Genomic DNA, 14,574 nt, shown 5'->3' on the forward strand with positions numbered 1-14,574 from the left:
CGAATAGCGTGTCGCAGACAAGCAAGCTATGCTGTTGGCGTTCGCGTAATGTCTCTGAGCTATTTGCTAAAGCTGTAAATTTGCTGCGTCTCCAAGCGATCGCTAATCGATGAAGGCAGTGTACCATCTGCGAATGTCTGCCGATCTAGTTGGACTTGTAAATTACTCAAAGGATCGCAACCAGAAGAAATCAGAAATTCTAGTTTCTGGATATATGGTAAAGTTGCGAGTTCATCCAGAATTTTAAAGATTGCTTGTATATAAGGATGACCACTTTGCTGATACCAATCACAGCTAGCAACTTTTGCCTGATCAAAACCCAAGTGTACTGTTAAAGATGGCTCGTCAAATATAGCGATCGCTAAGGGACGCGCTTCTTCTTGCAACAATAAATCATTACTTCTGGCTAAGTGTCGCAATTTTTCTAAGCGTTCATAACGTTCCGTCACAGCTTCCGGGTCATCTTGCCAATGGATTGCTACTGTCACCAGATAAGTCTGTAACAGCATGTGACCCAGCTTTTTCGCCTTTGTCGCTAAGTAATAAGAATTGTAGTCGGTTGCTTCAATTAACAATGGCACGCGATCAACTACTTCCAAGCCGTAACCTTTAACTCCAGCAATTTTCCGGGGATTATTGGTAATCAAACGTATCTTTTTGATGCCCAAATCCATCAGCATTTGTGCGCCCATCCCGTAGTCTCGCAAGTCAGCCGGAAATCCCAAACGCTCATTTGCTTCAACTGTATCCAGTCCCATATCCTGCAACGAGTAGGCTTTTAGCTTGTTAATCAAGCCGATGCCCCGCCCTTCTTGACGCAGGTATACAACTACACCTTGACCAGCAGCCTCTATCATCTTCAATGCAGCTTCTAACTGCATCCGACAATCGCAGCGCAAAGAACCCAAAGCGTCACCAGTTAAGCATTCTGAGTGCATCCGCACCATGACTGGCTCATCTTTGAAGTTATCTGGATCTCCTTTGACAATTGCAACGTGTTCTGTATTATCCAGAGTATGGCGGTAGGCGTAAATTTCAAACTGACCGAATTCACTAGGCAGTTTGGTAACAACTTCTCGATACACTAGGCGATCGTGCTGTAAGCGATAGCTAATTAAATCCGCAATACTAATAATTTTTAAATTGTGACGTTTCGCATATTCAATTAACTGCTGCAACCGCGCCATTGAACCATCGGAGTTTTGAATTTCACAAATTACCCCTGCTGGATATAGCCCTGCGAGTCTAGCTAAATCCACAGCCGCTTCTGTATGTCCTGCGCGTTTGAGTACACCTCCAGCCTTAGCCCGAATAGGAAAAATATGACCAGGACGACGTAAATCGGTAGGTTTTGTGGCTGGGTTGAGAGTAACCTGAATAGTGCGGGCGCGGTCTTCTGCGGAGATGCCTGTGGTGACACCCAATTCTGGCCCAGCATCAATACTGACAGTAAAGGCAGTTTGGTTAGTATCTGTAATGTTGCTTACCATCAAGGGTAAGTCTAGCTCGTCTAGGCGATCGCCTGTCATTGCCAAACAAATCAGTCCTCTAGCTTCCACCGCCATGAAATTAATCGTGTCGGGCGTGGCAAATTGGGCAGCACAAATTAAGTCGCCTTCATTTTCTCTATTTTCATCATCTACCACTACAATGACGCGACCAGATTTTAGGTCTGCTAAAGCGGCATCAATCGAATCAAATTTAAAAGCTTGGGTAGTATTAGGCTGTGACACAGAAAGATTTCCAGCTACCAACGTAAATTTTTTTAACAATTTCTTCTTTTTGATTGTAGCTCCTTTATAAGGCAGAGAAGTAGACTAGCAATGATTTGATAAAGTGGCAAAAATTTTTGCCATCATAAAGTGCAGCGACAGTATAAAGATAAGGGGTATGAGGGAGATGAAGAATTTACTTCCCCGACTTCCCCATCTCCCGTTTGGGGCGTTTTGTACGCTGTGCGTCTAGTCGCTGATATTGTTGATAGCTGAGAACGAATTAACTATTCATGGGATAAGGATTTTAGATCATGGGCAAATTTAGACGCGTACCCGTTGGGATTGTTGGCGCGTCGGGCTATGGCGGAGTACAGTTAGTACGACTACTGATGGATCATCCAGAAGTTGAACTGGTTTATCTAGGAGGTGAAAGCAGTATTGGGAAATCCTTCGGTGATCTCTACCCGCATTTGGCTCATGCAACTAACCTGTTAATAGAAGCAGTAGAACCAGAAATAATTGCTCACCGTTGTGAAGTAGTTTTTCTGTCTTTACCAAATGGTCTGGCTTGCCAAATTGCGCCTAAACTATTAGAAAAAGAATGTAAAGTAATAGACTTGAGTGCAGACTATCGATTCAGTAATTTGACAACTTATACAAATTGGTATGGCATTGAGAGAAGCGATCGCACCATTGCAGCTACAGCAGTTTATGGATTACCAGAACTTTATCGCGATCGCATTGCCGAAGCTCAACTCATTGGCTGTCCTGGTTCCTATCCTACTGCTAGTCTTCTTGCACTTTCGCCACTTTTAAAGCAAGGTTTAATCGTGCCAGAAACAGCTATTATCGATGCCAAGTCTGGTACATCTAGCAGTGGTCGGCAACCTCAAACCAACTTATTATTAGCTGAAGCAGACAACTCCATAGCAGCTTTCAATGTTGGTCGTCACCGTCATACCCCAGAAATTGAACAAATTTGCAGTGACTTAACTGGTCACGAATTGATGATCCAATTTACACCACATCTTGTCCCAATGGTACGCGGGATTTTGGCAACAGTATATGCAACAATGAACGATCCCGGTCTAGTGCGAGATGATTTAATCACTATTTTCTCAGCCTTCTACCGCAACTCTCCTTGGGTAAACGTCTGCGGTAGCGGCATTTACCCCCAAACCAAATGGGCTAACGGCAGCAATCTTTGTTATATCGGTATAGAAGTTGATCCGCGTACAGGTCGCGTGATTGTCATGTCGGCAATTGACAATCTCATTAAAGGACAGACGGGGCAAGCAATTCAGTGTATGAACTTAATGATGGGCTGGGATGAAACCTTAGGGTTGCCCAAATTGGGGTTTTATCCTTAATTAGGGGACAGGAGAAAGGGGAAAGGGGAAAGGGGACAGGGGACAGGAAAACTATTCCCTATTCCCTATTCCCTATTCCCTATTCCCTATTCCCTATTCCCTACTTAGGCCCTAACCCCACAGCACCAGCATAAACGGCGCGATCGCCTAGTTCATCTTCAATTCTCAGCAAGCGATTATATTTTGCTACTCGTTCGCTACGACACAGAGAACCTGTCTTGATTTGACCGGCACGAGTTGCTACGGCTAAATCAGCGATCGTTGTGTCTTCTGTTTCACCTGAACGATGGCTAATTACTGAACGGATGCTGTTGCGAGTTGCCAAATCAATTGTTTCTAAGGTTTCGGTAAGAGAACCAATTTGGTTGAGTTTAATCAAAATGGCATTAGCGGCTTTTTCCTGGATGCCTCTTTGCAAGCGCGTGGCGTTAGTCACAAATAAGTCATCCCCTACCAATTGCACCCGTGAACCTAACTTTTGGGTGAGCAATTGCCAACTTTGCCAATCTTCTTCGTGTAAACCATCTTCAATTGATACAATAGGGTATTGGTCAACCAATTGTCCTAAATAATCAATAAACTCAGCCGGGGCGTGAGGTTTACCATCGTAAACATACTGGCCATTCTTGTAAAACTCGCTAGCTGCCACATCTAACGCCAAAGCTACTTGTTCCCCTGGCTTATAACCAGCTTTCTTAATGGCAGCAACCAGCAATTCTAAAGCCACCTGATTAGATTCTAAATTAGGAGCAAAACCGCCTTCATCGCCCACACCAGTAAGCAAACCCTTCTCATCTAACACTTGGCTGAGAGTAGCAAACACCTCTGCACCCCAGCGCAATCCTTCCCGGAAGGAAGTTGCCCCAATTGGGACAATCATAAACTCTTGAAAATCCACGTTATTTGAGGCGTGTGCGCCACCGTTAATCACATTCATTAACGGGACTGGTAGCAAATTCGCTAAAGGCCCACCCAAATAGCGATATAGAGGAATATCTAGAGATTCAGCACCTGCTTTGGCTGCTGCTAGAGAAACTCCTAAAATCGCATTAGCTCCCAAATTGGATTTGTTCGCAGAACCATCTATAGCGATCATTGTCCGGTCTAGCAATTCTTGGTTGAGGGCATCCAAGCCTAACAATTGGGGCGCAAGTGCTTCTTTGACGTTTTGCACTGCCTTGAGTACGCCTTTGCCCCCATAACGGCTTTTATCGCCATCACGCAGTTCGTGGGCCTCAAAAGTGCCAGTAGATGCACCACTAGGAACCTGTGCCAGCCCGATAATACCGTTAGCTAAATGTACTTCGGCTTCAATTGTCGGTCTACCGCGTGAATCAAGAATTTCACGGGCTGCGATCGCTTCAATAGCAGTATCTAGAAATTTACTCATCTGTACTTTCTCCTTTGTCCTTTGATGTGTTACGCATACAGTCCATTTGCCTAACCCAATCGCTAGCTTATGCTGTTAAGAGACTTTATTGGCTGAGATTAAAGAAGATTTCCATTATAGGTATAGGGATCAATGCCAAGAAGGGGTAATTGTTTATCCTGCCCTTTACCTTTAAATTCTTTCTGTAATGGCATTTCTACCTTCAGACTTTGAGCTAGGTAAAATAGTGGCAGAGAATAACACTAAATCAATTACAGAGAAAAGGTCAATATGCGATTACTACATACAATGCTGCGCGTGGGCAACATGGAAGAGTCCTTAAAGTTCTACTGTGAAATTCTCGGAATGAAATTACTGCGCCGAAAAGATTATCCAGGGGGAGAATTCACCCTGGCTTTTGTTGGCTATGGTGACGAAAGCGACACCTCAGTGATAGAGCTAACCTACAATTGGGGAGTAGAAAAGTACGAATTGGGTAATGCTTATGGTCACATTGCCCTTGGCGTTGATGATATTTACGCTACGTGTGAAGAAATCCACAATCAAGGTGGTAAAGTTGTGCGCGAACCAGGCCCGATGAAACATGGTTCGACAGTAATTGCTTTTGTCGAAGATCCAGATGGGTATAAAATTGAACTGATTCAATTGGGAACTCAAGGGTCAACAGTTAAACAGGAATCACAAGAGCAACTGGTGAGTCAGTAATTCTTATAATCAAGAATAGTAGGTGATGGATTTGAGCTTCAGTAGCGTTGAGTCACCATTCGCCCAAGGGAGAAGTTAAGAGTAACGGTTTCCGTCGCTTCTATTGGTCACTGAGTACGCGGTAAAACTTTATCGAAAACAATAAAGCTGTGGGAAAATCCACACCGATGTCTTGAAAAGCTGAACCAGATGAGGGAAGATTGATTATTTCCGTACACAGGTATGTAGCGCTCCTGTTAGAACGCGCGAGACTTTTCGCTTTTTACCTTACCTTTTTAGGCGGGTTAAGGGATCTTCTCTGCGTAAATCCTATTAATATTAGGCCCATACTATCTGTTGATGAGGAACACTAACAGCGACGCCAAATAGCCCGTCGTAGATATCCTTCTAATAGCACCGTTTGGAAAAGTCCGTTCAGAACAGTGTTTTCGTTTTAAATTAGAAAATAGGTAATGGATAAAACTATCGCCAATTACCAATCCAAAATTGCCTCTGGAGATACACGCGGACGCTGAGAATGTTTGGATAATTAGGGGCTAGGGAAGAGTTTTCCAATACCCAGTCCCCAATTTCCAATCCCCAACACGCAATTCCCAATCCCTAAACTAAAAATCAAAATTCCAAAATTATTAAAGATGCAACCTACAGATCCAAATAAATTTACTGATAAAGCCTGGGAAGCGATTGTTAAATCTCAGGATATAGTCCGTGCTTATCAACAACAGCAACTAGATGTTGAACATTTAATTATTGCCCTGTTAGAAGAACCCACTAGTCTAGCCATACGTATCCTGGCTCGATCTGAGGTCGATCCAATCCGCTTCCAACAGCAGCTAGAAGCCTTCACCCAACGTCAGCCGAAAGTTGGTAAAAGCGATCAACTCTACCTTAGCCGGAGTTTAGATGTTTTACTAGACCGAGCCGAGGAAGCTAAAGCCAGGATGAAAGACTCCTACATTTCCGTGGAACACATACTCTTGGCCTTAGCTGAAGACGATCGCGTTGGCCGAAAGATACTCAAAGGCTTTGGTGCGGATGCAGCTAAACTAGAAGCTGCTATCAAAATCATTCGCGGTAGCCAAAAGGTGACAGATCAAACGCCAGAATCGCGTTATGAAGCCTTACAAAAATTTGGCAGAGATTTGACAGAACAGGCAAAATCTGGAAAACTCGACCCGGTGATTGGGCGGGATGATGAAATTCGGCGGGTAATTCAAGTCTTGTCTCGTCGTAGCAAAAATAACCCCGTATTGATTGGTGAACCTGGGGTAGGTAAAACTGCGATCGCCGAAGCTTTGGCACAACGGATGGTAAACGGTGATGTTCCCGAATCTCTGAAAAACCGCAAACTCATTTCTTTAGATATGGGTAGTTTGATTGCTGGGGCAAAATTACGAGGAGAATTTGAAGAACGCCTGAAAGCAGTCCTCAAGGAAGTTACAGAATCTAACGGTGACATCGTATTGTTTATTGACGAATTGCATACCGTAGTTGGTGCAGGTTCCACCCAACAAGGGGCAATGGATGCCGGAAATCTGCTCAAACCAATGCTGGCGCGGGGAGAACTGCGTTGTATTGGCGCTACTACCCTCGACGAGTTCCGCAAACATATTGAGAAAGACGCTGCCCTAGAACGCCGCTTTCAGCAAGTATTTGTCGATCAGCCAACTGTGGAAAATACTATTTCCATTCTGCGGGGATTGAAAGAACGTTATGAAGTTCATCACAACGTTAAAATTTCTGATTCAGCTTTGGTAGCAGCAGCAACCCTCTCAGCACGTTATATTAGCGATCGCTTCTTACCAGATAAAGCCATTGATTTGGTGGATGAAGCAGCAGCACAGTTGAAAATGGAAATTACCTCCAAACCAGCCGAATTGGAAACCATTGATCGCCGCCTCATGCAGTTAGAAATGGAAAAGCTGTCATTAGCTGGCGAAGAAAAGGGTATTCCGCAAACGAGAGAACGTTTGGAGCGAATTGAGCAAGAAATTGCCGATTTAACAGAAAAACAGCAAATATTTAATGAGCAATGGCAAGGTGAAAAGCAGATATTGGAGGCGATAAGCGCCTTAAAGAAAGAAGAAGATGCGCTGCGAGTGCAAATTGAACAGGCGGAACGCGCTTATGATTTAAATAAAGCTGCTCAACTGAAGTATGGCAAATTGGAGGGAGTGCAGCACGAGCGCGAAGCCAAAGAAGCGAGTCTTTTAGAAATTCAGAACCAAGGTTCTACCTTGCTGCGAGAGCAAGTCACTGAAGCCGATATTGCCGAAATAGTTGCCAAATGGACAGGAGTTCCCGTAAATCGCCTGTTGGAATCAGAACGACAAAAGTTGCTGCAACTAGAAAGTCATTTGCATCAACGAGTCATTGGGCAAGAAGAGGCTGTAGAAGCAGTAGCCGCCGCAATTCGCCGCGCCCGTGCGGGGATGAAAGATCCCTCTCGTCCCATTGGTTCATTTTTGTTCATGGGCCCTACAGGCGTGGGTAAAACCGAACTTGCCCGTGCTTTAGCTCAGTTTCTCTTTGATTCTGATGATGCATTGGTGCGCTTAGATATGTCTGAGTATATGGAAAAACACTCAGTTTCTCGGTTAGTGGGAGCGCCTCCAGGATACGTAGGCTATGAAGAAGGCGGTCAACTTTCCGAGGCGGTTCGCCGCCGTCCTTACTCAGTGGTGCTGTTGGATGAAGTGGAAAAGGCGCACCCCGATGTATTCAATATTTTATTGCAGGTTTTAGATGATGGGAGAATTACTGACTCTCAGGGAAGAACGGTAGATTTTCGCAACAGCGTTATTGTTATGACCAGTAACATTGGTAGCGAACATATTTTGGATGTATCTGGTGATGATTCCCAATATGAAACTATGCGGAAACGGGTAATGGAAGGTTTGCGATCGCATTTCCGCCCGGAATTTCTCAACCGCGTCGATGATATTATTCTTTTCCATACTCTCAATCGCACCGAAATGCGGCAGATCATCCGCATTCAACTCAAGCGGGTAGAAAACCTCCTCCGCGAGCAAAAAATCTTCTTTGAAATATCCCAATCTGCTTGCGATCACCTTGTCGAATCAGGCTATGACCCAGTTTACGGTGCGCGTCCACTCAAACGGGCAATTCAACGAGAAGTAGAAAACCCTCTCGCCACCAAGTTATTGGAAAATACTTTTATCTCTGGAGACACGATTATCATTGACAAAAATGAAAATGGTCTGTCTTTTAACAAAAAAGCGCTAGTGAAGGTGTCAGTTCCACAGATTGCTACATAGTATCTGCTGACTTCGATGAGAGAAAGCTGTGCTGACTACGTGTAGTATCTATACACGCATTGGCGTAGCGTCTCGTAGAAAAGGACACGAAGAGAGAATTTAAAAGAGTTTAGCGCCAATACAGTTCAGTTAAACATTTCTTCCTTCTCTAACGAGACGCTGCGCGAATGCGCCCTTTGCGGTTCGTTAAAAAAATGGAATTTAATAACGAGTTAAGCCTTAGAAGTTGTTTGAAAAGTGTTTCGCTGTGACTCTAGGCACTTTTAGATCCCCCTAAATCCCCCTTAAAAAGGGGGACTTTGACTCCGGTTCCCCCTTTTTTAAGGGCAGGGTGGTTTCATACAACGAGAGAAAAACTCAAACTGGGTTTCAAAGCCTCTCTCCGTTTCGGGGAGAGGTTTGGAGAGGGGTCAAAATTTATGGTTCTAAACGAAAAATAAAGACTTCCATATTTTTCTTTTTTCGTATAAAACCACCCTACCTTTTTAAGGGGTTAGGGGGGATCTAAAAACTTTTGCTACCAACAACAGGACTTTTGAAACATTAACTAAACCATACTGGAGTATAAATGAGGTAGCTAAGGGTTTAGGTTTCTGATTACTGAATCAATTCTCTACTGAATAATTAGTAACTAACAAAAGCAATATGAACAAGATGATTCCCGGCTTCACTAAGAAGTCGGGAATTTTATCTGAGGATCTGATTATTTTGCATCAAGATGATATCTTTCTTTAACAAATGGGTATCATAAGCCTACTCTGCTAATAACATCTTTATATATTTTCCCTCAACTAAAATACATTTACGCAATTCTACTGTGAGCTTAGGCTCTGATTATTTCTCAAACTTGAATTAAATAATTCTCCAAAAATCAGTATTTCCCGGATAAAATGAACGATTCATAAATGATATAACTTTAAAATAAATTGTCTTTTATTGCGGCTACTCTATTTGGGATTTAGTAAAACCAGATGTACTAGCTAGATAAATATAACCTCATATTTTTTGCCTCTTAAAACATTTAATAGGCATATATTAAGATGTCGAAAAAATAAAAATTCGCTAAAAATCACTTGGCAGGGAAGCTACCATGTCTCGAAAACGTCAGCTAATCAAAACAATTCAAAAAAACTTCAAACAAATTCGCAAACAGTTTTTATCTGCAATTAACAAGCAACTCATTTGGCTATTGCGGACTATTTCTGGTACTCAAAGAAGACGCGGATCGGTTAATTCTGGCTTTATTTTACCAACAGTAGCGATGGTGACTTTGGTCGTCGTTCTGTTAACAACTGCACTTTTATTCCGGTCTTTTGAACGTTCTAAAAACGCTAGCAATGTCCGAGTGAATGAGGCTGTGCTTAACGCCGCTACCCCAGCGATTGATCGTGCTAGAGCAAAAATAGATGCACTACTAAAAGACCCAACACTACCACGAGGAACTCCCTCTGATAGTGCTTTATATGATGCTATTAAAAAAGACAAATATAGGCTTGGTGATGAAACCCGTCTGAAGTTGGCTTTTGACATTAACGGTGACAACACCATTGACACTAGTAGCACTTTAGAGAGCGATGAAACATTAAAAACAGCTTGGAAATATGCCGTTGACACAGATAATAACGGCAAAAAAGATACTTTTACTCTTTATGGAATCTACTTTCGTACACCACCTAGAAACAGTGCAGGGCAGTTTACTCGTGAAAGAAAAGCTCTAGAAGCTAGAACCCCACCGATGGATGGTAGCTCAAACCAGAATTGCGGTAATGCAAGCGGTTTTTCTAGCTTAGTGGGCAACTCCAGTTGGTATAAGTTAAATAGTGGCAATCTGGGTAAAAGCTTCTTTGTTTATAGCGTTAACGTGCCAATTACTAACTTAGGCAGCCTAAGTGCAACAGAATACGAACCATACAAAGGTAACAAAAGCGTTGTCGCACTAGAATTTCAGCAAGACCGCACTCGCATTCCCCTTTCAAATAATGCTGTTTGGTTTGAAAACGATCTAGAAGTCATAGTAGGTAGTACAGCATTGTTGCTGAATGGAAGAATTCATACAAATGCCAACTTACTAGTAGGTGTCATTAACAGTGGCGGTAATATAACTTTCCGGCAAGTTAGTAGCAAAACATCCTGTTTCTACAATCAAGAAAATGGGCAGATTGATGTTGGCGGAAATGTCGGAAATGGTAGTCTTGCTCAAAATAATACTGGTACAAGTGTAAACGTTGACCTTTATCAAGGTTATGGCAACGGCATCACCACAGATTATATTAACAACACCAATAAATCTACAAACAGAACTGGTGGTGCGGAAATTGGATTCAACGATGCAGCATTCAATAAGCGCATTGCTGCCATGAAGACTACCGCCAGCACTTTATGCACAACGTGTTATGCCGCAGCTACAACTACCGGTAGTGCCCTCAAAACTGCTGTTAAGGCGAGTGGTTATCCAAACGATGTGATAACTAACGTCGCAGCTAAAGTACTGGATAGTGATGATGGAGACACAGCTAAAAATATCCTCTCAGATGAAATAGAAATTTATCTGCGAAATCGTACCCGTCGAGTACCCTTTACAGAAGTATCAGATGCTACAGGAGGAGATCAAACAGCTTCATATACCGCTATTACTGCCAGTTTAGAACCTCAACAAACCTGGAGAGAGCCAGTAAACACTAGTAATCAGTTTACTGGTGCAACAGGTACTACTTTGACGACTTCTCAGCTAGAGGCGACATATCCAGATTTACAAAAGAAAGAAGGCACTCAGACCAAATTAGGCGATCGCATTTTAGTAGGTAACAACTTACCTGCTTTATGGCTAAAAGGCACTGAATACGTTGGCTCAGAAGCTAACCAGTTAATTAGCAGTGGCGCTAGTGCTGTTAATTGGACTAGACCAACTGGTTCAGAGGCTCAACAAAGATGGCGTAATACTCAAATACAAGCCGTTACAGACCTGGGCCTATCAGACCGAAATGGTTTTTGGGAAGAAAATGCCACAGTAAATCCTGTAAACGATTTAGATAGTGTGGGTGGTGTGCGGATTGTTACTGGTGCAGGTATTTATGTAGATGGTTCTAATAGTGCTATAAACTCTGTCACTGGCCCGTTTTACCCACGAGGTAATAGTGCATTTGGTTCATTTTTAAAAGCTCCTTCTTTAAGTAATACTCCTTCGACAACTGATACTACAATTGTCTGGCCTGACACAATGCCAATGTCAACGCCTGGAAATGTTCGCAAAGGCGATCTCCAAATGCGAGCCACGGCTGTTTATCACTACAAAGTAGACTATGGCGTTGACCAAGAACCGATCGCTTGTGTAAGCAGCTACTACGATCCCTCCACCGCAGATACAGCTAAAAACAAAATTAATCAAAATGGTGGATATGGTGTAGATACTACCAACGGTCGCTCAAACAATGGCGTTGTTTACAATTACCCGGCAAATGGAAGAACCACATATTTCACAACTCACAAAACTCGTCTACAACTACAAGCAAACTTGAAATTCCCCAATGGGAATAGGGTTAATAAACCTTTAAAAGATGCTCTAGACAAAATTGGGACTGGTACTACAGTACCTAGTACTGGCTTGCAGCTAGCTGATTATTCAGCAATTGATACAGCGCTTTGTGCTGTTTCAATTTTGAGTAATCAAAGTGCTTTCGTTACCACTCCTACTAACCAACCTGCTCATGGTGCAATCAGAGAAGCATCTTTTCTCGATGCCAGGGAAACCAAGCAGATTAGCGCTTCAAGCACATCAAGCACATACGACTTAGATTTAGAACAACGCCAACCCTCAGAAGTTCGGGTAACTGACATTGATTTAGGTTCACTAGCTACTACAGCAATAACGGCAAACGAGTATTTATTGCCTTATAGCGGCATTATTTACGCCTCTAGAGATGATGCCTTGCGCGATGCGAGTGAGCCATACACTGAAGGGAATGTAAGTAGTACATCTAACTCAAAGTTACTCAGCCCGACTGATTTTAAACTTGACCCCATTCGCCGGCCAAACGGCATCCGCCTGATTAATGGGGGAACTTTAGCAAGAACTAGTACCAATGCTTACAATGCCAAAGAAAAAGGTTTGATTTTAGTAACAAATTTACCCGTATATATCAAGGGCAACTTCAATTTACACCGCACAAGTACGAGTAGCGCTACAGAAATTGAGGAATTTACAGTTTCAGCAACTACCGACTTCTATGGTCGCAGTACTCGCGAAGATAGGTTTGCGTGTCGTCCAGGAAGAACAGGTTGTCCTACTACTGGGGGTGACTTTTGGAGACCAGCAACAATTATTGCTGATTCTATGACCTTATTATCTGGGTCATCGGCAACTGTGGGTTTTAAAGATGGTGTGCGTAGTGAAGGCGATTATGACCTTAATAACAACACTGGGATTAAAGTTGACAGTAACTTAAACTTTATTACCCCTACCCCCTCCTTAGCTACTTTCAACACTTCTGCTTTAGATCAAAGAAGACAAGATCGCCTGAAAAATGGCTTTTGGGGAAAATAACTTTGTTACCAGTACCGATTGGTGGCAAACCAGCGGAGATAAGAATTTTCCAAAAACGAGCTTAGGGTCTTACACAATCAACGGAGTGACACCCATTCAGCGACGAGTTGATACATACCCCATGTACGTCATGGAAATGTGTCCTAAACTGACAGTTTCAGAGTGTCAATCTAGTGATTGGGTAGTCGGATTTGATGTGAACGGGGATGGACGTTTTTCTGACCCAATTACATTGTTAGATGACACAGTTGCATTTGATGTTAATGGAGACGCAATTGTAGATAGCTTGGATAAAGAGAAAGATATCAAGGCATATCAGTTGGGACAAGCCATAATTGCTGCTTACGGTTCTAATGTAGCTGGCGCAGACAACATACTGACTAATAACAACACTACTACCGAATTAGATTGGACTACCAAGTTTCCTACATCTACTGATAAAAGTATTAGAGATCGACTTGGATCTGGCGATACAGGGGATAAACAAGCTTTGGTTGCCGCAGATCGTCGTTATCCCCGTCGGGTTGCCTTTGCGCGTGACAACGCCAACAACCTAGTTCAGGTCAGCAGCAGTCCTGAGATTTATAAGCCTATGGGGGTAAATTGTCCCTTAGATACTACTGGCACTACTTATGCCAATAATGGATGCGCTTATGCTACCAGTAGCTTAGTGGAAGGCACTCACTACGGCAAAAAGGGAAGCAGCGCTCTCTGGTTTAGAACAACAACTTCTACTAGCAATCCATCTAATAATGCAAGTTACGGGAATAGTGAGTCCCTATTCTATTACTCTCCCATTGATGCTAACGCTGATGGTATTCCTGATTTAAATGGTCAGCCGCTCTTAGTCCCAGTTTTGCAGATTCATGACGCAAACAATACCTCTAGCATCAGGGGTGACGGATCAACACAAACCGAGTTTAGAGATAGATGGATACAACAACCCAATGCTGACACTATATATAATGCAACGTTTGTATTAGGAAATAGCCCTAGTAGATCAGATGAAACCTCAGCAGGTTTCCAAAACTTTGTAAGATTTTCAGAAAATTGGAATAATAGAACAGCCAAAATTAGTGGCAGCTTTATTCAATTGAAGCGAAGTAGCTTCGCTACAGGCCCAATTTCACCTATTTTTGCTGCAAAATCATCAACCAATGCAAGCACTACTGTCAATGACACTACCGCTAATCTCAGCCTTTTTGACTATGCACTAGACACTTATCCAAGCCCTAACGGCTCAGGTCTATTACCTTTCTACAACGCACCAACAAATAGAAGTTGGGGGTTTGATGTTGGTCTTTTGTCAGAGCAACCAGACTTGTTTGCCCAAAGGTTTACCTTACCTCCAGCAGGTCGCCCGAATGAGTACTTTAGAGAAGTTGGGTCGAGATGATACCTGGGTGAAAACATTGCTCTTGTGCTGGTGAAGCTAGTAACCAGACAGGTATCGCTACAAACAGGAGTGACAGTAACTTATGCAAATGCAGTTTCTAATGAATATCGCCAGGGCTGTCCATCTGCATCAATACCATCTGACTTGCCACCGTCATAAATGCTGTAAATATTGGGTAAA

8 protein-coding genes are annotated in these 14,574 nt (G+C 42.9%); 6 read left to right on the forward strand and 2 right to left on the reverse strand.

Annotation, left to right across the window (positions count from 1 at the left end; all coding sequences use genetic code 11):
* Nucleotides 1-59 precede the first annotated feature (59 nt).
* A complete protein-coding gene (gene ribBA / locus ANSO36C_RS15580) occupies nucleotides 60-1,733 on the reverse strand; it encodes a bifunctional 3,4-dihydroxy-2-butanone-4-phosphate synthase/GTP cyclohydrolase II (RefSeq protein ID WP_251955279.1) in 1,674 nt (557 codons plus the stop codon).
* Nucleotides 1,734-2,026: 293 nt separating this feature from the next.
* Between ribBA and argC the strand changes: the two genes are divergently transcribed.
* Nucleotides 2,027-3,085: an N-acetyl-gamma-glutamyl-phosphate reductase gene (gene argC, locus ANSO36C_RS15585; RefSeq protein WP_251955280.1), complete on the forward strand. Its 1,059-nt coding sequence runs from the start codon at nucleotides 2,027-2,029 to the stop codon at nucleotides 3,083-3,085.
* A 100-nt stretch (nucleotides 3,086-3,185) separates the two neighbouring features.
* Here argC and eno read toward each other — a convergent pair whose 3' ends face one another.
* Nucleotides 3,186-4,475, reverse strand: coding sequence for a phosphopyruvate hydratase (eno, locus tag ANSO36C_RS15590; protein WP_251955281.1), 1,290 nt, complete (start codon nucleotides 4,473-4,475; stop codon nucleotides 3,186-3,188).
* Between the two features lie 270 nt (nucleotides 4,476-4,745).
* Between eno and gloA the strand changes: the two genes are divergently transcribed.
* From gloA to ANSO36C_RS33895, 5 genes are all read left to right on the forward strand, one after another.
* Nucleotides 4,746-5,180, forward strand: coding sequence for a lactoylglutathione lyase (gene gloA / locus ANSO36C_RS15595; RefSeq protein ID WP_251955282.1), 435 nt, complete (start codon nucleotides 4,746-4,748; stop codon nucleotides 5,178-5,180).
* 635 nt (nucleotides 5,181-5,815) lie between these two features.
* Nucleotides 5,816-8,458, forward strand: a complete 2,643-nt coding sequence (gene clpB, locus ANSO36C_RS15600; protein ID WP_251955283.1) for an ATP-dependent chaperone ClpB — start codon at nucleotides 5,816-5,818, stop codon at nucleotides 8,456-8,458.
* A gap of 1,090 nt (nucleotides 8,459-9,548) precedes the next feature.
* On the forward strand, nucleotides 9,549-12,998 hold the full coding sequence (gene hpsA / locus ANSO36C_RS15605; protein ID WP_251955284.1) for a hormogonium polysaccharide biosynthesis protein HpsA: 3,450 nt from the start codon (nucleotides 9,549-9,551) through the stop codon (nucleotides 12,996-12,998).
* On the forward strand, nucleotides 12,979-14,394 hold the full coding sequence (locus tag ANSO36C_RS15610; protein ID WP_251955285.1) for a hypothetical protein: 1,416 nt from the start codon (nucleotides 12,979-12,981) through the stop codon (nucleotides 14,392-14,394). The genes hpsA and ANSO36C_RS15610 overlap by 20 nt, the downstream gene beginning before the upstream one ends.
* A gap of 24 nt (nucleotides 14,395-14,418) precedes the next feature.
* On the forward strand, nucleotides 14,419-14,553 hold the full coding sequence (locus ANSO36C_RS33895; protein WP_267145319.1) for a hypothetical protein: 135 nt from the start codon (nucleotides 14,419-14,421) through the stop codon (nucleotides 14,551-14,553).
* The last annotated feature ends 21 nt before the right edge of the window (nucleotides 14,554-14,574 follow it).

This window comes from Nostoc cf. commune SO-36, from assembly GCF_023734775.1.
Classification (GTDB): domain Bacteria; phylum Cyanobacteriota; class Cyanobacteriia; order Cyanobacteriales; family Nostocaceae; genus Nostoc; species Nostoc commune_A.

Bases quoted from the DNA above. Each gene is read 5' to 3' on its own strand.
- argC (WP_251955280.1), top strand. From the start codon at position 2,027: ATGGGCAAATTTAGACGCGTACCCGTTGGGATTGTTGGCGCGTCGGGC.
- eno (WP_251955281.1), bottom strand. From the start codon at position 4,475: ATGAGTAAATTTCTAGATACTGCTATTGAAGCGATCGCAGCCCGTGAA.
- gloA (WP_251955282.1), top strand. From the start codon at position 4,746: ATGCGATTACTACATACAATGCTGCGCGTGGGCAACATGGAAGAGTCC.
- clpB (WP_251955283.1), top strand. From the start codon at position 5,816: ATGCAACCTACAGATCCAAATAAATTTACTGATAAAGCCTGGGAAGCG.
- hpsA (WP_251955284.1), top strand. From the start codon at position 9,549: ATGTCTCGAAAACGTCAGCTAATCAAAACAATTCAAAAAAACTTCAAA.
- ANSO36C_RS15610 (WP_251955285.1), top strand. From the start codon at position 12,979: ATGGCTTTTGGGGAAAATAACTTTGTTACCAGTACCGATTGGTGGCAA.